The 22274-nt window shown below is 27.4% G+C and carries 22 protein-coding genes and 1 rRNA gene (1 of these 23 running past the window's edge); 19 read left to right on the forward strand and 4 right to left on the reverse strand.

The window, feature by feature from the left end; all coding sequences use genetic code 11:
- The first annotated feature begins 645 nt into the window (after positions 1–645).
- The 7 genes from PG913_RS08795 (at position 646) to PG913_RS08825 (ending at position 7722) form a co-directional block, all read left to right on the forward strand.
- Positions 646–1098: a hypothetical protein gene (locus PG913_RS08795; RefSeq protein ID WP_271230398.1), complete on the forward strand. Its 453-nt coding sequence runs from the start codon at positions 646–648 to the stop codon at positions 1096–1098.
- 46 nt (positions 1099–1144) lie between these two features.
- Positions 1145–1537, forward strand: coding sequence for a helix-turn-helix domain-containing protein (locus PG913_RS08800; RefSeq protein WP_101915088.1), 393 nt, complete (start codon positions 1145–1147; stop codon positions 1535–1537).
- 14 nt (positions 1538–1551) lie between these two features.
- A complete protein-coding gene (locus PG913_RS08805) occupies positions 1552–2400 on the forward strand; it encodes an IS3 family transposase (protein WP_233885030.1) in 849 nt (282 codons plus the stop codon).
- Between the two features lie 39 nt (positions 2401–2439).
- Positions 2440–3252 carry a metallophosphoesterase gene (locus tag PG913_RS08810; protein ID WP_271230399.1) on the forward strand — a complete coding sequence of 271 codons (813 nt, stop codon included), beginning with the start codon at positions 2440–2442 and terminating at the stop codon, positions 3250–3252.
- 2038 nt (positions 3253–5290) lie between these two features.
- Positions 5291–5770, forward strand: coding sequence for a hypothetical protein (locus PG913_RS08815; protein ID WP_271230400.1), 480 nt, complete (start codon positions 5291–5293; stop codon positions 5768–5770).
- 696 nt (positions 5771–6466) lie between these two features.
- A complete protein-coding gene (locus PG913_RS08820; protein WP_271230376.1) occupies positions 6467–6859 on the forward strand; it encodes a helix-turn-helix domain-containing protein in 393 nt (130 codons plus the stop codon).
- Between the two features lie 14 nt (positions 6860–6873).
- Positions 6874–7722 (forward strand): IS3 family transposase, encoded by an 849-nt coding sequence (locus PG913_RS08825; protein WP_271232154.1) that lies wholly within the window; start codon positions 6874–6876, stop codon positions 7720–7722.
- A 218-nt stretch (positions 7723–7940) separates the two neighbouring features.
- On the opposite strand, the gene PG913_RS08830 is transcribed toward PG913_RS08825, so the two are convergent.
- Complete coding sequence (locus PG913_RS08830; protein WP_271230401.1) at positions 7941–8138, reverse strand: hypothetical protein; 198 nt, start codon at positions 8136–8138, stop codon at positions 7941–7943.
- 231 nt (positions 8139–8369) lie between these two features.
- A complete protein-coding gene (locus PG913_RS08835; protein WP_271230402.1) occupies positions 8370–9479 on the reverse strand; it encodes a helix-turn-helix domain-containing protein in 1110 nt (369 codons plus the stop codon).
- 111 nt (positions 9480–9590) lie between these two features.
- On the opposite strand from PG913_RS08835, the gene PG913_RS08840 reads away from it, so the two are divergent.
- From PG913_RS08840 to PG913_RS08895, 12 genes are all read left to right on the forward strand, one after another.
- Positions 9591–9983 carry a transposase gene (locus PG913_RS08840; protein WP_271230403.1) on the forward strand — a complete coding sequence of 131 codons (393 nt, stop codon included), beginning with the start codon at positions 9591–9593 and terminating at the stop codon, positions 9981–9983.
- A 14-nt stretch (positions 9984–9997) separates the two neighbouring features.
- Positions 9998–10846 carry an IS3 family transposase gene (locus PG913_RS08845; RefSeq protein WP_271232154.1) on the forward strand — a complete coding sequence of 283 codons (849 nt, stop codon included), beginning with the start codon at positions 9998–10000 and terminating at the stop codon, positions 10844–10846.
- A gap of 167 nt (positions 10847–11013) precedes the next feature.
- Positions 11014–11589 carry a Crp/Fnr family transcriptional regulator gene (locus PG913_RS08850; RefSeq protein ID WP_271230404.1) on the forward strand — a complete coding sequence of 192 codons (576 nt, stop codon included), beginning with the start codon at positions 11014–11016 and terminating at the stop codon, positions 11587–11589.
- 69 nt (positions 11590–11658) lie between these two features.
- On the forward strand, positions 11659–12771 hold the full coding sequence (locus tag PG913_RS08855) for an SMP-30/gluconolactonase/LRE family protein (protein WP_271230405.1): 1113 nt from the start codon (positions 11659–11661) through the stop codon (positions 12769–12771).
- Positions 12772–13030: 259 nt separating this feature from the next.
- Positions 13031–13189, forward strand: coding sequence for a helix-turn-helix domain-containing protein (locus PG913_RS08860; RefSeq protein WP_271230406.1), 159 nt, complete (start codon positions 13031–13033; stop codon positions 13187–13189).
- Between the two features lie 39 nt (positions 13190–13228).
- Positions 13229–13423: a hypothetical protein gene (locus tag PG913_RS08865; RefSeq protein WP_234976790.1), complete on the forward strand. Its 195-nt coding sequence runs from the start codon at positions 13229–13231 to the stop codon at positions 13421–13423.
- Positions 13424–13437: 14 nt separating this feature from the next.
- Positions 13438–14286 carry an IS3 family transposase gene (locus tag PG913_RS08870; RefSeq protein WP_271232155.1) on the forward strand — a complete coding sequence of 283 codons (849 nt, stop codon included), beginning with the start codon at positions 13438–13440 and terminating at the stop codon, positions 14284–14286.
- Positions 14287–14766: 480 nt separating this feature from the next.
- Positions 14767–16410 (forward strand): serine hydrolase domain-containing protein, encoded by a 1644-nt coding sequence (locus tag PG913_RS08875; RefSeq protein WP_271230407.1) that lies wholly within the window; start codon positions 14767–14769, stop codon positions 16408–16410.
- 715 nt (positions 16411–17125) lie between these two features.
- Positions 17126–17518 carry a helix-turn-helix domain-containing protein gene (locus tag PG913_RS08880; RefSeq protein ID WP_271230376.1) on the forward strand — a complete coding sequence of 131 codons (393 nt, stop codon included), beginning with the start codon at positions 17126–17128 and terminating at the stop codon, positions 17516–17518.
- A gap of 14 nt (positions 17519–17532) precedes the next feature.
- Entirely contained in the window at positions 17533–18372 is an 840-nt protein-coding gene (locus PG913_RS08885) for an IS3 family transposase (RefSeq protein ID WP_271232153.1), read from the forward strand.
- 77 nt (positions 18373–18449) lie between these two features.
- A complete protein-coding gene (locus PG913_RS08890; RefSeq protein WP_271230408.1) occupies positions 18450–18581 on the forward strand; it encodes a hypothetical protein in 132 nt (43 codons plus the stop codon).
- Positions 18582–19294: 713 nt separating this feature from the next.
- On the forward strand, positions 19295–20263 hold the full coding sequence (locus tag PG913_RS08895; protein WP_271230409.1) for a dihydrodipicolinate synthase family protein: 969 nt from the start codon (positions 19295–19297) through the stop codon (positions 20261–20263).
- 381 nt (positions 20264–20644) lie between these two features.
- Here the strand turns inward: PG913_RS08895 and PG913_RS08900 are convergent, their stop codons facing one another.
- Positions 20645–21838 carry a hypothetical protein gene (locus tag PG913_RS08900; RefSeq protein WP_271230410.1) on the reverse strand — a complete coding sequence of 398 codons (1194 nt, stop codon included), beginning with the start codon at positions 21836–21838 and terminating at the stop codon, positions 20645–20647.
- A 351-nt stretch (positions 21839–22189) separates the two neighbouring features.
- Positions 22190–22274 (reverse strand): 5S ribosomal RNA (gene rrf, locus PG913_RS08905); it runs 24 nt beyond the window's last position.

The raw sequence follows: 22274 nt of genomic DNA on the forward strand, positions 1-22274 counted from the left end.
CTGTGTATAATTAATGGCTAGTTCTCGCCTACTTACGAAAACCCTCGCGGATTTTCTATTTGGTTTTTATTTACTAAATTAGGTACTTGAAAACGCCACTAATCATACACAACAACGTTGCAAATAATGGCGGAATTTCCTCAGAAATTCCTAATTAGTGATTTATCTTTTCTAGAAATTAATATTGAATAATATTACGCTGGAAAAATTGAAAATGACTACTACTCTATTTTTAGAAAATAAATCCTAAAAAGAGAAAAACAGAATTAAGCTCTGAAAAATGAAGCGTGAATAAATAGGTAGAAATTAATTAAAGCGGAGTTTTAAGCAGAAACGTGAAAAAAGGAAGAAGTTAACGCTGAAAATAAAGCGTGAATAAATAGGCGGAAATTAATTAAAGTGGAGTTTTAAGTAGAAACGTAAAAAAAGAAAGAGAAATAAAACGGAAAAATTGAAAATTAAGAAATGAGAAATTTAGTTAGAAAATCACTATTTGCAACAACATATATAATTTATTGCTAGTGCTTATCTACTTACGAAAATCCTTAGGCGATTTTCTATTCCGTTTTTATTTAATATATTTAGAACTTGAAACACGCAACAAACCATATATAAAACCGTTGTACAACATTTACGAAATCAAGAATGAACTTTAATCAATATTTAGGAAAATATGTTTGTGGAAATCTATCTGAAATGGATTACCCTGAACTTGCTGTTGCTGGACTTTTAGATGGTTTTGACTCAAAATATCTTGGGATTTTAGCAGCAATGAATAGAACTGACGAAATATCTGAATTGAGAAAGTATTTAAAGTGGACAATAGAAGAATTGAATATTGAAATCCCTACAAAACGTGAAGCTGCACTACTTTATACAAGTGGAATAATAAATGAAATTTTAGAAGAAAAAAAAGAAATCATAAAAGGAGTTTCGGAAATTAAAAATGACGCATTATTTAGTTATGATTTTTTCTCTGAATCAGATAAATACTGTTATGATAGTATCGGATTTGAAAATATTCACGGGCTTTTTGTCGAATATTATGATTCGTTAGATGAATTAAACGTTGATAAAAAACATATAGAAGATATGTAAAATCCTGAAATAGGTTGACTAAAATTTAAACACTTTTAGTTAAACTATGGACACAAAGACAAAACTACCCTGCCGAAAAAAGAACTACAATAAAGTAGGTTTTGAACTCAAATTATTCATCATTGACCAAATTCATAATGGACGTATTTCTGTTAATTACGCCGCTAAAAAATACGATATTTCTAGAGCTACAATTCAGTACTGGATCAAAAAATATAGTACTTTTGAACAAAAAAAATTAGGCATGAGTAAACAAGATGAAATCAAAAAACTCAAAGAGAAAATTGAAGAACTAGAATTTGTAAAAGATTTTCAACAAGATATTATCGCTGATATGGAAATCATTACTGGTGTCGATATGTCAAAAAAGTCATTGCCCAAAACATTAGCAGAAGAGATTCAAAAAAAGAAGCAAAACCGTTTAAAAGAAAATGGTTAATTCAATGTTTTGGGATTAGTAAACAGGCCTTTTACAAACGATTAAAATCTTATCAAATAAAGCAAAATAACGAACTTATATTAACACAATTAGTCAAACAATGTCGTGATAGAATTGGTCAGAAATTAGGGGCTAAAAAACTATATCATCAATTAAAAATTGATATCGATAAAAAAGGAATAAAAATAGGGCGAGACAAGTTCTATAATTTCTTAAGAAGCCATAGATTACTAGTACCTAGAACAAAAAACTATCATATTACAACGAATTCTAAACATCATTTTTATAAGTATAAAAACCTTGTATCAAACAAAATCCCGACAAGAGCGGAACAACTTTGGGTAACAGATATTACCTATATAAAAACAGAAAAAGGTCATAATTATTTAGCTTTAGTAACAGATGCATATTCTAAGAAAATAATGGGGTATAAATTAGACACACATATGAGAACATCGCTTTGTATAGATGCACTCAAAATGGCTATCAAAAATCGAAAATATCCGAATGAAAAACTAATTCATCATTCAGATAGAGGACTACAATATTGCAATCCGACTTATACCCTATTTGCTGAAAAAAATGGTTTAATTATGAGTATGACTGAAAAATATGATCCATATGAAAATGCTATCGCTGAAAGAATTAATAGAACTTTAAAATATGAATATGGTTTGAAACTAACAATTAAAAACACTATTTTAGCAAAGAAAATTACAAAAAGTGCTATTAATATTTATAACAACCTTCGTCCACATTTAAGTCTCGATTTAAATACTCCTAAGAAGGTTCATATAAATCAAAATATCGAATATAAATCATATCGAAGAAATAAAAAAAATCTGGAATTATTAACCTTATAAATTCAAAAAAAAGGTCAACCTATTTCAGGACAATACAAAATGACGAACTTAACCAGAAGAAAATTTATAAAAAGAGGAATTTTAGCCTCAATTGGATTAGTTCTTTTGGACTCACTTTGGTTTGAGAAATATGTAATTGACTGGAATTACTTTGACATCTCAAAATCGGAAAAAGACAAAATAAAAATCATTCAAATTTCGGATTTACATTTTGACCAATTAAGATATTTTCATAAATCTATTGCGAAAAAAATAAATTCAATTAAACCTGATTTAATATTTATAACTGGAGATTCTGTTGACAAAACCGAAAAAATAGATTCACTGAACGATTTTTTACAATTAATAGATAATTCTATCAAAAAGTATGCGATTACAGGAAATTGGGAATATTGGGGGAAAGTCGATTTGACAAAACTTAAAAATACTTATTCTAAAAATAATTGCGAATTATTAATAAACGAGAACAGAACTATTTCAATTAAAAATCGTGAAATCTCAATAATCGGAATTGACGATTTAGTTGGTGGAAATGCTGATTTCGAAAAAGCAGTTGAGAATCTAAAACAAACCGAAACCAATATCGTTTTATCACATTGCCCTGAATACAGAGATATAATTACAAAAAAGAAAGAGAATTTAAATATTAATTTAGTACTTTCTGGTCATACTCACGGAGGACAAATTACATTTTTAGGTATTGTTCCTTTTAAACCTCAAGGAAGTGGAAAATATTTAAAAGGTTGGTATAAAGAATCCGAACCGAAAATGTACATATCAAAAGGAATTGGAACAAGTATTTTACCAATTCGATTTGGAGCAAGAGCGGAAATGGTAGAAATGGAAATATAAAAACTACTGGCAACACCGTATATAATTTATTACTAGTTATAGCCTACTTACGAAAATCCTTGGCGGATTTTCTATTCTGTTTTTATTTACTAAATTAGTTGCTCGAAATACGCAACAAATAATATACAAAAACGTTGCCAAAAACTCGGAAAAATAAAATGCTGAAAACCAATATTACGGAATAAAAAAAGTGGAATTGACATTTTACTTAAATTGAATAATTTAGAATTTATTCAAATTTCAGAATATTATAAAGGCTGAAAATAAATATCGCGGAATTTAAAATGTAGAATTAAAGTTTTACTCAAATTGAATAGTTTAGAAAATATTGAAAATTTAGAGGCTTATAAAAACTGAAAATAAATATCGCAGAATTTAAAACGTGGAATTAAAGTTTTATTCAAATTAAATAATTTAAAAAATATTGAAAATTTGGAGACTTATAAAAACTGAAATAAATATCGCGGACTTAAAACGTGGAATTGAAATTTCACTTAAATTAAATAATTTAAAAAATATTGAAAATTTGGAGACTTATAAAAACTGAAATAAATATCGCGGACTTAAAACGTGGAATTGAAATTTCACTTAAATTAAATAATTTAAAAATATTGAAAATTTAGAGTTTTATAAAAACTGAAAATAAATATTACGGAATTAAAAAATGCTAAATTATGTTTTACTCAAATTCAATAATTTAGAAAATATTTAAAGTTTAGAATTTAAACAAAAAGTCGCATTTGGCAACAACGTATATAATTCATTGCTTACTGATTTTCCTGCGGAAAATCCTTGCAAATGTATATATTTGAGTTTTTGGCAACGTTCTTGTATATGATTTCGCAACGAAATCATATACAAGAACGTTGCCAAAAACTCGGAAAAATAAAATACTGAAAACCATTATTACTGAATAAAAACGTAGAATTAAAGTTTTACTAAAATTGAATAATTTAGAAAATATTTCAAAAATTAGAATTTTATAAAAACTGAAAATAAATATTACGGAATGTAAAACGCAGAATTAAAATTTTGCTCAAATTCAATAATTTAGAAAATATTGAAAAATTTAGAATTTTATAAAACTGGAAATAAATATTACGGAATATAAAACGCAGAATTAAAATTTTGCTCAAATTCAATAATTTAGAAAATATTGAAAATTTAGAATTTTATAAAACTGAAAATAAATATCACGGAATTTAAAACGTAGAATTAAAATTTTGTTCAAATTCAATAATTTATAAAATATTGAAAATTTAGAGTTTTTTAAAAAGTTGAAAATAAATATCACGGAATTAAAAACACAGAATTAAAGTTTTAATCAAATTCAATAATTTAGAAAATATTTAAAGTTTAGAATTTAAACAAAAAGTCGCATTTGGCAACAACATATATAATTCATTGCTTATTGATTTTCCTGCGGAAAATCCTCGCAAACGTAGATATTTGAGTTTTTTAAACTATATTAGTGCTATGATTTCGCAACGAAATCATATACAAAAACGTTGCAAGTAATGGCGGAATTCCCTCAGAAATTTCTAATTAGTTATTTATCTTTTCTAGAAATTAATATTGAATAATATTACGCTGGAAAAATTGAAAATGACTTCTACTCTATTTTTAGAAAATGAATCCTAAAAAAGAGGAAAACAGAATTAACTCTGAAAAATGAAGCGTGAATAAATAGGCAGAAATTAATTAAAGCGGAGTTTTAAGCAGAAACGTGAAAAAAGCAGAAGTTAACGCTGAAAATAAAGCGTAAATAAATAGGTGGAAATTAATTAAGGCGGAGTCTTAAGTAGAAACGTAAAAAAAAGAGAAATAAAACGGGAAAATTGAAAATTAATAAATGAGAAATTTAGTTAGAAAATCACTACTTGCAACAACATATATAATTTATTCCTAGTGCTTATCTACTTACGAAAATCCTTAGGGGATTTTCTATTCCGTTTTTATTTAATATATTTAGAACTTGAAATACGCAACAAATCATATATAAAACCGTTGGGTGTAATTTGAGAAACCGAGTAACTGAATGAAAATAAAGAATTTTGACCATATAATTTCATCAACGGATTTTGATATAATTCATCGAGAAAAAACACATCTTAATGAAGATATTATCCAATCTTCCGAATTGAATTTTGAAAATAACGGAACTAAAACTCGAATAAAATTTGAGCTTGCCAAAGGAAATGAAATTGACGAAAGCGATTTTTTATTTATTCCAGAGACAAATTTCTTATTCTATCGTGGAAATATTGAATGGTGTGCTTTTGACTTGACAAACAAAAGTGTCGTTAGAAACGAAAACGCAACTCAATTACCGTTTCTCGAAAGACGGAATAATGTGATTTTGATATATGATGATTTATACGCAGAATCTACGGATTTAAAAGCTGAACGGATTGATAACGTTCCAATAGATCCGCCAACTGAATCGATTGATTATGATGATAGAATAGAATTTGACAGTCCTGTATTTGGAAAACAAACTCTAAAACTGATAAAATAAAAACTACACACAACAACGTATAAAAATAATGCGTAGTTTAGTGCTTAATCAAGAGTTCGTACTCTTTTGTTACGTCTGATTTTTCTTCGGAAAATCCTCGCACACAAAACCGCACTATTCTTATACAAGACCGTTGGGTTTCATTAGCAAAAATCGTTAAAATTTGAAAATTTAGTTTTTAAATAAAATTTAAAAATAGCTGGAAAAAACTTTCAGAAAAACTCACTTTAATTACCTCAGGAAATCACACTAAAAATCATTTTGAAAATTATAGTTTTTTAAGAATATTATTTACATTTTGAAAAATTCTAATTGAAAATTGTTGTGGAAAAATTGAAATGTGAAATAAGAGAATTTTAAAATCATATTTTACATTTCCTATATTTTGAAAAATTCTATTTGAAAACTGTTGTGGAAAAACTGAAATGTGAAATGAGAGAATTTTAAAATCATATTTTACATTTTGAAAAATTGCAGAAAATATGAAAAATAGGAATTGAAGCTCAAAACGTGAAAATTAAAACCGTAGAATTAAAAACTTTGAGAAAATAATTGCTAAAAAACATAAATTTAAAAAGAAAAACAGGTAGAAAAAAACACAAAAACTATAAAACGAAAACCCAACAACGTGCATAGTTCATTGCTTGTAAAATCCTGAAATAGGTTGACTAAAATTTAAACACTTTTAGTTAAACTATGGACACAAAGACAAAACTACCCTGCCGAAAAAAGAACTACAATAAAGTAGGTTTTGAACTCAAATTATTCATCATTGACCAAATTCATAATGGACGTATTTCTGTTAATTACGCCGCTAAAAAATACGATATTTCTAGAGCTACAATTCAGTACTGGATCAAAAAATATAGTACTTTTGAACAAAAAAAATTAAGCATGAGTAAACAAGATGAAATCAAAAAACTCAAAGAGAAAATTGAAGAACTAGAATTTGTAAAAGATTTTCAACAAGATATTATCGCTGATATGGAAATCATTACTGGTGTCGATATGTCAAAAAAGTCATTGCCCAAAACATTAGCAGAAGAGATTCAAAAAAAGAAGCAAAACCGTTTAAAAGAAAATGGTTAATTCAATGTTTTGGGATTAGTAAACAGGCCTTTTACAAACGATTAAAATCTTATCAAATAAAGCAAAATAACGAACTTATATTAACACAATTAGTCAAACAATGTCGTGATAGAATTGGTCAGAAATTAGGGGCTAAAAAACTATATCATCAATTAAAAATTGATATCGATAAAAAAGGAATAAAAATAGGGCGAGACAAGTTCTATAATTTCTTAAAAAGCCATAGATTACTAGTGCCTAGAACAAAAAACTATCATATTACAACGAATTCTAAACATCATTTTTATAAGTATAAAAACCTTGTATCAAACAAAATCCCGACAAGAGCGGAACAACTTTGGGTAACAGATATTACCTATATAAAAACAGAAAAAGGACATAATTATTTAGCTTTAGTAACAGATGCATATTCTAAGAAAATAATGGGGTATAAATTAGACACACATATGAGAACATCGCTTTGTATAGATGCACTCAAAATGGCTATCAAAAATCGAAAATATCCGAATGAAAAACTAATTCATCATTCAGATAGAGGACTACAATATTGCAATCCGACTTATACCTTATTTGCTGAAAAAAATGGTTTAATTATGAGTATGACTGAAAAATATGATCCATATGAAAATGCTATCGCTGAAAGAATTAATAGAACTTTAAAATATGAATATGGTTTGAAACTAACAATTAAAAACACTATTTTAGCAAAGAAAATTACAAAAAGTGCTATTAATATTTATAACAACCTTCGTCCACATTTAAGTCTCGATTTAAATACTCCTAAGAAGGTTCATATAAATCAAAATATCGAATATAAATCATATCGAAGAAATAAAAAAAATCTGGAATTATTAACCTTATAAATTCAAAAAAAAGGTCAACCTATTTCAGGACAATACAGCTGCTAAATAGTTCATTTTTTTATAAAATTAGATATAATAGGATTTGAAAATAAATTTCAAATCTTTTAATTGTTATTAGAATTCGGAATAAAAATCGTGCTGAATCAAAATTTAATTAAAGTATTATCTTGATTCAGCACAATAAGTTCTATTTAGAATAAATAAAACCTCTATAAATATTAATCCTCTTTAACAGGACAGCCAACAGCATCAACCTCTACTCCTTCAGGTGTATGCGCACATTTATCAATAACATTTACAACACCGTCTCCATCATCATCATTTCTTTCAACAATATTATTATCGTCGTCACCAAGACTACATGAATTCAATGCTAAAAGCATACTAAAAACCGTAATAAATAAATAAAATTTCATTGTTCTCATTTTTATATTTTTATTTGTTAGCGAATGAATTATTTCATTGCACATATTTTCTCACAAAGATGTACTCGTTTTTAATATCAAAAGGCTTAGTATTTAAGTAAAAAGTACGTGCTTACAAGTTCTTACTAAAGAACCATTGGTTTTTCTGTGTTTTATAGAGAATTACATTTATAATATAAGTAGTATACTTTTACAAGGGAAACAAAATATCTACAAAAAAAGTTAAGAATTGAAAAATTCTGTTGGTGTTTTTCCTGTCTGTAGTTTAAAATTCTTATTGAATGTAGATTTTGTATTAAAACCACAATCATAAGCTAGAGAAATTATTGTGTATTTTTTATTTTCTTTTATAGATGCTAACTTAATAAACTCTTTTATTCGAAGACCGTTAATGTAGTTGTGAAAATTTTTTCCTTCAACCTCGTTAATGACTTGCGATAAATAATTAGGATGTACATCTAAAATTTTAGCTAATTCTACTAAAGTGAGTTCTGAATTTTTATAATATGATTTGTTATCCATCAACTCTTTGAGTGCAATATAAATCTCCAAAACATTATTTTTAGTTAAACCAGACTTAGCATACTTTTTTTTTGAAACACTTTTTCTAGAAACTTCTTGCTTTTTTACTTTTTTATTTTCTATAAGTAGCTCCTTATCTAATGTATTAGAATAAAAAATATTTAATTGGTTAATTCCAAAAAATCCAATAAACAAAACTAAGAGCACTATTGCTGTGTAAGTAACATTTGTCTCAAAAAAAAGAGCTAACATGAATATAACACCATTAGCTATGGATAAGATTTTTAACCACTGTAATTTCTTTTTTTCTTTATTCGAAAATATATTTTCTAAGTTTTTTTGATGTCTATTTATAATTATCAAAGACCAAATAGAATAAGTCAAACCAGAGATAACAACTGTTAATCCTTCTATTAATACAAACCACTCAAAACCTTCTCCATTATTTTGATAAACAAGTATTTTCTGTTCGGTCGTTAATTGAAAAAAAGGGATTATTAATACGACTAAAATGATAGAAGGAATAAAATGCAGAAATACAGTACTTTTTTTTCTAATGGTATTTCCAGTAATTTCAATAACATACATATATAACAAAACACCATATAAAACTGGTAATACTAGCTCAACTCCAAGCCAATTTGGGTATTCAAAAAAATAACCAGACTCTAAAAAATATCGAAATATTTGAAGTAAAGAAATTAAAATGAGCCAGACAAAAAGAATTTTATCTGCACGTGATTTTTTAGCTTTCATTAATAAAAGAAGTGAAAGGAAAATAGCTATAAAAATTCCAATAATAAAAAACATATAGTTGGTTATTTCAAAAAATCAAAGTAACAAAATAATTCTTAGACCTAATTGATTTATTGTAAAATCCTGAAATAGGTTGACTAAAATTTAAACATTTTTAGTTAAACTATGGACACAAAGACAAAACTACCCTGCCGAAAAAAGAACTACAATAAAGTAGGTTTTGAACTCAAATTATTCATCATTGACCAAATTCATAATGGACGTATTTCTGTTAATTACGCTGCTAAAAAATACGATATTTCTAGAGCTACAATTCAGTACTGGATCAAAAAATATAGTACTTTTGAACAAAAAAAATTAGGTACGAGTAAACAAGATGAAATCAAAAAACTCAAAGAGAAAATTGAAGAACTAGAATTTGTAAAAGATTTTCAACAAGATATTATCGCTGATATGGAAATCATTACTGGTGTCGATATGTCAAAAAAGTCATTGCCCAAAACATTAGCAGAAGAGATTCAAAAAAAGAAGCAAAACCGTTTAAAAGAAAATGGTTAATTCAATGTTTTGGGATTAGTAAACAGGCCTTTTACAAACGATTAAAATCTTATCAAATAAAGCAAAATAACGAACTTATATTAACACAATTAGTCAAACAATGTCGTGATAGAATTGGTCAGAAATTAGGGGCTAAAAAACTATATCATCAATTAAAAATTGATATCGATAAAAAAGGAATAAAAATAGGGCGAGACAAGTTCTATAATTTCTTAAAAAGCCATAGATTACTAGTGCCTAGAACAAAAAACTATCATATTACAACGAATTCTAAACATCATTTTTATAAGTATAAAAACCTTGTATCAAACAAAATCCCGACAAGAGCGGAACAACTTTGGGTAACAGATATTACCTATATAAAAACAGAAAAAGGACATAATTATTTAGCTTTAGTAACAGATGCATATTCTAAGAAAATAATGGGGTATAAATTAGACACACATATGAGAACATCGCTTTGTATAGATGCACTCAAAATGGCTATCAAAAATCGAAAATATCCGAATGAAAAACTAATTCATCATTCAGATAGAGGACTACAATATTGCAATCCGACTTATACCTTATTTGCTGAAAAAAATGGTTTAATTATGAGTATGACTGAAAAATATGATCCATATGAAAATGCTATCGCTGAAAGAATTAATAGAACTTTAAAATATGAATATGGTTTGAAACTAACAATTAAAAACACTATTTTAGCAAAGAAAATTACAAAAAGTGCTATTAATATTTATAACAACCTTCGTCCACATTTAAGTCTCGATTTAAATACTCCTAAGAAGGTTCATATAAATCAAAATATCGAATATAAATCATATCGAAGAAATAAAAAAAATCTGGAATTATTAACCTTATAAATTCAAAAAAAAAGGTCAACCTATTTCAGGACAATACATTCATTACTCATTTATTTTCCTGCGGAAAATACTCGCAAACGTAGATGTTTGAGTTTTTTAAACTATATTAGTTGCTCGAAAAACGCAACGAAATCATATACAAGAACGTTAGCCACAATTAAAAAAAAATGAACGAACTAAGTAAAATACTGAAAGAATTAATTGGGTTATCTGAAAGTGAGTGGGAAAATTTTTCTAAACACCTAAAAAGGCAAGAACATAAGGCGAAAACCATATTAATTGAGGAAGAAAATCCAGCAGAAACCTTGTATTTTATTGAATCTGGACTATTTAGAACATATAAAAATTTAGACGAAAAAGATATTACAACTTACTTCGCTTGTGACAATCAGTTTATAACGGTTTTTAACAGCTTTATAAATCAAACACCTTCTTCAGAAAAGTTGGAAGTTCTTGAAGATAGCATCGTTTATGAAATATCTTCTCATAGTTTGGCTCAATTATATAAAAAATCGTCAAAATTTGAGAAATTTGGTAGGATTTTAGCCGAAAGAAATCACCTTTGTGCTTTAGAAAGAACTTTAACAATGCAGACAAAATCTGCGAAAAAAAGATACTTAGATTTTTTAAAAAATTACAACAAAAAAATTGTTAGTCGAGTTCCTCAATATCAAATTGCGAGTTTTCTTGGCATAGCTTCTGAATCGTTAAGTCGAATTAGGAAAGAAATTTCCATTTCATAACAAATGTCAAGATATAAATATTAAAACCTGTTGTTTCTTTGTGCTTTATAAATCGAAAAAATAAACACAATGAAAATATCAAAAAAAATAAAAATATCAATTGTTACAATACTTGCATTATTTGCTTTATTTATTATTAATGTAATATATAATTCTTGGTCGCTTAGTCCTTTAGCTTGGTCGCCACCTACAATTCCGAAATTAGATGGAGTACTTACAGAAAATGAATTATTAAGTACAACAGAGCGAATTGATTTAGATGGTTGGTTTGGTCCAGAAGATATTGCAATAGATAATCAAGGGAATTTGTATTGTGGAGTACATATTTCAAAAACAGATTTCACAGATGGTCGCGTTTTAAAAATAGATACGTCAGGAAAAGTTAGTGTATTTGCAAATTCAGAATCCTGGGTTACAGGAATGCATTTTGATAGTAATCAAAATCTAATCGCTGGCGACTTAGAAAGAGGTTTAATAAGTATAGACCAAAATGGTAACATTAAAACTTTGGCAAGTGAAGATGAAAACGGCAACAAATTCTTAATACCTAACGATGTGGATATTGCTAATGATGGAATGATATATTTTACAAATACATCATCAAAAGTGAATTTTAGCAACAAACATATTTGGAAATTACTAATGGAAGCTAGACCAGATGGCGGACTTTACAGTTACAACCCAAAAACAAAACGTGTAAAAACACTAATTGACGGAACATATTTTGGAAACGGAGTTGCTGTTTCTCAAAATGATGATTTTATATTAATGGTCGATTTAGCAAAATATAGAATACGCAGATATTGGCTTAAAGGAGATAAAAAAGGAACTACAGATATATTTTTAGATAATTTAACAGGATTTCCAAATGGAATTTCTAGAAGTAAAGACGGTAGTTTTTGGCTTGGATTTTCAACTAAAAGAGATAAATCATTAGATGAAATACATCCAAAACCTTTAGTTAAAAAAATAGTTTACGGACTTCCATCTTTTATGCAACCTAAGGCAGTACCTTATGGAATGTTAATGCATTTAAGTAGCAATGGAGAAATTATAAAAACATATTACGATACAACTGGAGAATTTGTAGCCGAAGCAACTTCAGTCGAAGAACACAATGGCTATCTTTACCTTGGTGGAGACGTATCTGGACACATTGGAAAATATAAACTGGAAAAATAAAAGTGGCTAACAATGTGTAAAAATAATAAGGGTTTTAGTGCTTAACACAAAGTTCAGTACTTTTAACATAGTCCGCAAAATTTACAGTTTTACGGACTATGTTTTGAAAGAAAAATTGTAAATTTCGCTAAGGAACAAACTGAATATTAAGTGCTTTTTTAACCCCTTACTATTCTTACACCAACCGTTGCCCACAATATAAGAAAACTGTAAAATCCTGAAATAGGTTGACTAAAATTTAAACACTTTTAGTTAAACTATGGACACAAAGACAAAACTACCCTGCCGAAAAAAGAACTACAATAAAGTAGGTTTTGAACTCAAATTATTCATCATTGACCAAATTCATAATGGACGTATTTCTGTTAATTACGCTGCTAAAAAATACGATATTTCTAGAGCTACAATTCAGTACTAGATCAAAAAATATAGTACTTTTGAACAAAAAAAATTAGGCATGAGTAAACAAGATGAAATCAAAAAACTCAAAGAGAAAATTGAAGAACTAGAATTTGTAAAAGATTTTCAACAAGATATTATCGCTGATATGGAAATCATTACTGGTGTCGATATGTCAAAAAAGTCATTGCCCAAAACATTAGCAGAAGAGATTCAAAAAAAGAAGCAAAACCGTTTAAAAGAAAATGGTTAATTCAATGTTTTGGGATTAGTAAACAGGCCTTTTACAAACGATTAAAATCTTATCAAATAAAGCAAAATAACGAACTTATATTAACACAATTAGTCAAACAATGTCGTGATAGAATTGGTCAGAAATTAGGGGCTAAAAAACTATATCATCAATTAAAAATTGATATCGATAAAAAAGGAATAAAAATAGGACGAGACAAGTTCTATAATTTCTTAAGAAGCCATAGATTACTAGTACCTAGAACAAAAAACTATCATATTACAACGAATTCTAAGCATCATTTTTATAAGTATAAAAACCTTGTATCAAACAAAATCCCGACAAGAGCGGAACAACTTTGGGTAACAGATATTACCTATATAAAAACAGAAAAAGGTCATAATTATTTAGCTTTAGTAACAGATGCATATTCTAAGAAAATAATGGGGTATAAATTAGACACACATATGAGAACATCACTTTGTATAGATGCACTCAAAATGGCTATCAAAAATCGAAAATATCCGAATAAAAAACTAATTCATCATTCGGATAGAGGACTACAATATTGCAATCCGACTTATACCTTATTTGCTGAAAAAAATGGTTTAATTATGAGTATGACTGAAAAACATGATCCATATGAAAATGCTATCGCTGAAAGAATTAATAAAACTTTAAAATATGAATATGGTTTGAAACTAACAATTAAAAACACTATTTTAGCAAAGAAAATTACAAAAAGTGCTATTAATATTTATAACAACCTTCGTCCACATTTAAGTCTCGATTTAAATACTCCTAAGAAGGTTCATATAAATCAAAATATCGAATATAAATCATATCGAAGAAATAAAAAAAATCTGGAATTATTAACCTTATAAATTCAAAAAAAAAGGTCAACCTATTTCAGGACAATACATAATTTATAAAATATTGAAAATTTAGAGTTTTTTAAAAGCTGAAAATAAATATTACGGAATTAAAAACGCAGAATTAAAATTTTGCTCAAATTCAATAATTTAGAAAATATTGAAAATTTAGAGTTTTTTAAAAAGCTGAAAACAAATATTACGGAATTAAAAAATGCAGAATTAAAGTTTTACTCGAATTCAATAATTTAGAAAATATTGAAAATTTAGAATTTAAACAAAAAGTCGCATTTGGCAACAACATATATAATTCATTGCTCATTTATTTTCCTGCGGAAAATACTCGCAAACGTAGATGTTTGAGTTTTTTAAACTATATTAGTTGCTCGAAAAACGCAACGAAATCATATACAAGAACGTTAGCCATAATAAAAACTCACTCAACTGTAACAATTCGAAAAAAATACGCTCTTTAAAGGAAAGCCTACAAATATGAATAAAATTGCATTTATTTTTGTCTTACTATCATTTTGTTTACTAACAAACTTTGCAAGTTCCCAAAATTTAGATTCTGAAATTGACAAATTATATCAAGTTAATAATAATGAACCCGGATTTTCTGTTGCAGTATTTAAGGGAGATAAAATTACCATTGAAAAACAATATGGAAGTTCCAATCTTGATTATAACATTCCTGTAACAAAAGAAACAGTTTTTGATATAGGTTCAATTGCGAAACAGTTTACAGCAGGAGCAATTTTACTGTTAGAAAATCAAGGAAAGTTATCAATAAAAGATCCAGCATATAAATACATTAAAAATCTTCCAAGATATAAAAAAGGAAACCCAACTATTGAGCATTTATTAAACCAAACAAGTGGTATAAAAGAGGTTGACCCTTATCTTGAAGTGTGTGATATTAATTGGAGAGATTACATAAAATCGTCAATGCTCGTTAATATAATTACAAACATAGATAAACTTAACTTTGAGCCAGGAGAATACTTTTATTATACTAATGCGAATTATATTTTATTGGCTTCCATTATTGAAATAGCTTCAGGAATGTCATATGAAGATTACTTGCAAAAAAACATTTTTAACCCACTTAAAATGGACCACACCATTGTAAATACAAATGTTTACAGAACAATCCCAAATCGAGCAATCGGTTATACAGAGGATGAAGGTCAGATTTATAAAACTCATCAATACGGATTGTTTTTTGCGGGAGATGGGCAAATAATAACAAATCCAGAAGATATGTTTCAATGGCATCAAAACATTAAAAATTCAACTATAGGAACACCCGACGTTTGGAAGAAAATGTGCACAAAAGCCAAATTGAATGACGGAACTATCATAAATTTCGGTTTAGGAGTAGAATTTGAAACACACAACGGTTACAAAGCAATGGGATTTGATGGTATGATTAGTAGCGGATTTGTTTCAAAATATCTTTATTTCCCAGAATTAGACCTTGCATTTTTCACCACTCAAAATACCTTTGATTGGGATTTTAAAGACCGTTTTTTCAAACTTATTGACTTATACATTCAAACCAAAGAAGAAAATTCACCCATTTATAAGCCAGTTAAACTCTCAAATAAAGAATTGAAACGATATGAAGGTTCTTATATATATTATTACAATGACGATGACCGCAAAGCCAATAATATAAAACAAATAGACAATCAGTTACAAGTTTTTACTTTAGATGGAGATAAAATCACAGAACTTATTCCGTTAGGTAACCACAAGTTTTTATTCGGTGAAGAAGGCAGTGCAATTGTTGAGTTCAGCTTTATAGAAAACGAAAAACAATACACCTACGATGATTTTGAGAATGAAAAACCTTGGTTATTTAAAACGTTTCATCCTTACCAACATTCAGAAAAGGAACTAAAGGAATATGAAGGACAATATTTTAACAAAGAGTTTCAAATTAGCAAAAAACTTCAATTAGAAAACGGAAAACTTTATTACTATTATAGAAATGGTGCTTGGAAAAAAGAAATGAATTCCCTTTCAAAAGATTTGCTTGAAATATCAATAAGTCCAATTGAATTTATTAGAAATAACAATAATGAAATCGAAGGATTTAAAATTATGGGGTTATTATTTGAGAAAACATAATTACTATGGCTAACACCGTATATAATTTATTGCTAGTTCTAGCCTACTTACGAAAATCCTCGCGGATTTTCTATTCAGTTTTTATTTACTAAATTAGGTGTTTAAACACGCAACAAACCATATACAAACCCGTTGCAAGTAATGGCGGAATTTCCTCAGAAATTCCTAATTAGTGATTTATCTTTTCTAGAAATTAATATTGAATAATATTGCGCTGGAAAAATTGAAAATGACTGCTACTCTATTTTTAGAAAATGAATCCTAAAAAAGAGAAAAAAACAGAATTGAACTCTGAAAAATGAATCGTGAATAAATAGGCGGAAATTAATTAAGGCGGAGTTTTAAGCTGAAACGTGAAAAAAGGCAGAATTTAACGCTGAAAATAAATCGTGAATAAATAAGCGGAAATTAATTAAGGCGGAGTTTTAAGCTAAAACGTGAAAAAAGAAGGAAAAATAAAACAGAAGAATTTTAAATAGAAAATTAAGAAATGAGAAATATAGTTAGAAAATCACTACTTGCAACACCATATATAATTCATTGCTTGTGATTAACTACTCGCGAAAATCCTTTACGGATTTTCTATTCCGTTTTTATTTACTAAATTAGTTGCTCGAAATACGCAACAAACCATATACAACAACGTTGTGTCTAATGGCGGAATTGTAAAATCCTGAAATAGGTTGACTAAAATTTAAACACTTTTAGTTAAACTATGGACACAAAGACAAAACTACCCTGCCGAAAAAAGAACTACAATAAAGTAGGTTTTGAACTCAAATTATTCATCATTGACCAAATTCATAATGGACGTATTTCTGTTAATTACGCCGCTAAAAAATACGATATTTCTAGAGCTACAATTCAGTACTGGATCAAAAAATATAGTACTTTTGAACAAAAAAAATTAAGCATGAGTAAACAAGATGAAATCAAAAAACTCAAAGAGAAAATTGAAGAACTAGAATTTGTAAAAGATTTTCAACAAGATATTATCGCTGATATGGAAATCATTACTGGTGTCGATATGTCAAAAAAGTCATTGCCCAAAACATTAGCAGAAGAGATTCAAAAAAAGAAGCAAAACCGTTTAAAAGAAAATGGTTAATTCAATGTTTTGGGATTAGTAAACAGGCCTTTTACAAACGATTAAAATCTTATCAAATAAAGCAAAATAACGAACTTATATTAACACAATTAGTCAAACAATGTCGTGATAGAATTGGTCAGAAATTAGGGGCTAAAAAACTATATCATCAATTAAAAATTGATATCGATAAAAAAGGAATAAAAATAGGGCGAGACAAGTTCTATAATTTCTTAAGAAGCCATAGATTACTAGTACCTAGAACAAAAAACTATCATATTACAACGAATTCTAAACATCATTTTTATAAGTATAAAAACCTTGTATCAAACAAAATCCCGACAAGAGCGGAACAACTTTGGGTAACAGATATTACCTATATAAAAACAGAAAAAGGTCATAATTATTTAGCTTTAGTAACAGATGCATATTCTAAGAAAATAATGGGGTATAAATTAGACACACATATGAGAACATCGCTTTGTATAGATGCACTCAAAATGGCTATCAAAAATCGAAAATATCCGAATGAAAAACTAATTCATCATTCAGATAGAGGACTACAATATTGCAATCCGACTTATACCCTATTTGCTGAAAAAAATGGTTTAATTATGAGTATGACTGAAAAATATGATCCATATGAAAATGCTATCGCTGAAAGAATTAATAGAACTTTAAAATATGAATATGGTTTGAAACTAACAATTAAAAACACTATTTTAGCAAAGAAAATTACAAAAAGTGCTATTAATATTTATAACAACCTTCGTCCACATTTAAGTCTCGATTTAAATACTCCTAAGAAGGTTCATATAAATCAAAATATCGAATATAAATCATATCGAAGAAATAAAAAAATCTGGAATTATTAACCTTATAAATTCAAAAAAAGGTCAACCTATTTCAGGACAATACATACATTAAGTTTACTGAAAGTAATCGAATTATAATGAGTATGACAGAACAATATAATCCATACGAAAATGCTATTACTAAAAGAATTAATAGAACTTTAAAGTACGAATATGCTTTAAAAGAAATAATCAAAAATACAGCTATTGCTCAAGAAATTACAAAATAAGTGGTAGAGATATACAATAATTTAAGAACACATTTTAGCCTAAATTTAAGAAAACCTGCAGAAGTACATTTAAATCCTAATATAAAATATAAATCATATCGAATAAATAATGTAAATTTCCCTGAACTAACAATTCTAAAAAAAATATAGTTCAAATTATTTTTTGCATCATAATAAACGGCTAAAAAAATAGTTTGAACGATATAAATTAACCTAAAAAAAGGTCAACATATATCAGTATAATACATAATTACAAATACTATTTTAGCAAAAAAACACAAAAAAAAAAGCTATTAATATTTATAATAACCTTAATCGATATTTAAATATCGATTTAAATATGTCAAAGAAGGAGTATATAAATAAAAATATTAGCTATAGATCGTATTAAATAAATGAAAAAAACACAAAACACCCAACCTTACAAAGCTAATGCAAAACATAAAATACTGATAAACAATACATTAAACAAATATCTTTAACGAAAAAAAATAAAATTTTTAAGTTTCTTCAAATAATATTTTTCATAAAAACATTTCTTATACTAATCTTCTATTTCATAAAAATAGTAAATCGGTAAACTAAAAAGAAGAAAAACTAAACTTCGGTGATTGACATATTTTATCTCTTCTTTGACTGATTTGAAACTTTTTGAATAATTTTGCATAGTTTTGTGAAAAATTTTATTGATATAATTTTAGACAAGAACAAATATGATAGACACAAATAAATCAGATTGGAGATATAGCGTTATGCCAGCCGTTTTTACATGGTTAAAAAAGTCAGAATCAGGTGCTGTTGAAATTGACCTAGAAGCTACAAAAAAATACGCTTCAGATATTTTAAAAGTTCAAGGAAAAGGAGGAAGCAGAATGGGTGGACTTGTTGGATCTGGTACTCTAGGTGAAAATAGCTACCTAAGTTCAGAACAACGTATTTCTTTACTTAAAGCTCTTTCTGAGGTTGCTAAAGAATACAATGTACCCTTAATTAGTGGAGCTGCAGCAGAAACTAAAGAAGAACTTGCCAAAATCGTTGAAGATCTTGCTACCGTTGGAGTGGATACTGTTATGGTAATGCCACCAAAAACTAAAGCAGTTCCTTCTGAAGAAGAAATGTATGCGTACTATGAACTTGCGGAAGTAACAGCAAGAGGTGCAGGTGTAACAATTATGCCTTATAACAATCCTGATGCAGCCGGATATCATGCGCTTTCAACGGATATTCTTAGAAGAGTTTCTGTTCTTCCTAATGTAACTGCTCTTAAAATATCAACTATAGATGTTTCTGTTATTGAAACACTGATGTTAGAAAACAAAGATTTAAAGGTTTTAGCAGGTGTTGATACAGTAACTGTACACGCAGGACTTGCTGGAGCACGTGGTGGAATTACAGGTGTAGGTTGTATCTTCCCAAAAGCTAGTGTTACTATGCAAGAGTATGTAGTAAATGAAGAATGGGCTAAAGCAAACCAAATTTCTCAGGCTATGAATTCTATTTCATACTTAGATGCTCAGCCATTACTTATGGAATATCTTAAATATGCATTCGGAATTCATCATAATGATGCTACTGGTGGACTTCTTACTCTTGGTAAGAAATTAACACAAGAACAAATTGAAGATGTTCAAGCTAGATATATTTTAGCAAAAGAAAGACTTGAAGCTCTAGATTTATTATAGACTGATTGATCCTTTTACATATTAAAAAATAAAAAGCTCCGTTTTACGGGGTTTTTTATTTTTTTAACATGCTATAACTTAAAGAATGAAATTAAATCGCTTAATTGGCTTTTAAAGCCAAAAAAGATATTAGATTTTCTTATTTTCTAGAAGAAATTGCTACAGAATTTGATATTCAAAGTTTAGAAATCGATTAGGCTTGTTTAACTTGAGGAGTTAATTTTCATATTGAAAATAAAAAATGGTATAATCATATTAACTAATGTTTATAATTATCACAATAATATTATATCAATGTGTAAAAATTTCTTTTTAGAAATTGATAAATAGTTTTTAATAAAATATATAGCGTATATTCATACGCTATATATTTTGTTTTTTTTAATATTCCATTAATCTTTTAAAAGTAGCATTTAAATTATACACATTTAAATTATCATCAAAAGAAAGTTGTACATTTAATAGTTTTTTTTCTAATTCTGTTATTTTACTATCTATTTTATTAGAATCACCTATATTTTTACTTTTGATTAAAACTTTTTTCAGTGCCGATTGATACGTAGTAAATATTGATATATATTCTTTACTTAAAGAGACAACATCATCACGAATAAATTTAGCCTGATTTAAAGCATAACCAGGATACATTAAATTCCTGTTTGTCAAATGAATACTATATCTGAAAGGATTTTTATTAATTATTTCAGCTACTTTTTGTTCTGCAATATTCTTTGTGTAATATTTATTGATAATCTTAGTTAAAGATGATTTTTTATCTATTTCTAAAACTGCATCAGGATTTAAAGTATTTGAACGTTCCATAGTATATTGAGTTAATAATAAAACCAAACCTTCTTTTCTAATATCTAAATTCCCTAAATTTTGTTCAAATTCAGTTTGTGCTTTTGCTAAACCTTCATAATGTTCTAGGTATACTTTTACTGCTTTTTTAAGCTCAATAACGTTATCTATCGAAATATCTTTTCCTTTTAAAGCGCTTCCCATAACTAGGTCAATTACTGACTTTATAGAGCTAACAACAGGCATAGCACTAGATATTGTTTGAGTTATTGGCGATTTTATAATATTATCTACAAAAAGTAAAAACTTAGACTTTTTAACTCCATTAATTTTCTTTTTACCTTTTATTATTTCTTTTTCTATAATATTAGAAATTTCTTCAGATAAAGAAAAACCCAAATCAGAATTCCCAGGGTTATTTAAACTCGATATTTGTGTCAAATAATCACTAGTAGCATCTAATTGTTTTATGGCATTTAAACTTGCATTTGCAGCAAAAACAAATTCTGTAGTATTAATTATTTTTTTTCGGCGTTGTTCTAGTTGTTTTTTCAATCCAAAAAGATCTGCATCAGTAATTCTTTTTATTTTTTTATTGTTCGATTCTAATAATTCTTCAAAATTTTCAACTTTAAGAGTAATTGTATCTAATTTCTCTTTAGTTTTTAAAAGTTCAAAATAATTCTTATAAATAATATTAACAGAATCTTTAAGTGTTTGTCCATTAACTATAGAAGTTGAAATGACAATAATAATGATTAGTAGTTTTTTCATATAATTACATTTGTTCGGCTTCAAAACATAAATTTTATAAATTCATTTTTTTGATAGTGCCAAAATAAGCATTTTTTCTATAGATTATTACACTATTATTTTTGTTCACATATTTATTTTTAAAATCAATAGTATAAATTTAATTAGAAGCTATTCCCGCTTTCCGCACTCGCTTTTTTTTGAAGAAAAATCAAAAAAAGAGCTCAAACAATTGCTTCAATCGGGGCTAAAAACCTATGATACACTTTATAAAATCCTTACAAAAATTAAAATTTGTGAGGATTTTTTATATATTATTTATTTCAGTTTAGCACAAAAAAAACCTCAATCTATAAAGATTGAGGTTTAAAATAAAGGCAACGACCTACTCTCCCACCATTGGCAGTACCATCGGCGCAAATGGGCTTAACTTCTCTGTTCGGGATGGAAAGAGGTG

This window comes from Tenacibaculum pacificus, assembly GCF_027941775.1.
Classification (GTDB): Bacteria; Bacteroidota; Bacteroidia; order Flavobacteriales; family Flavobacteriaceae; genus Polaribacter; species Polaribacter pacificus_A.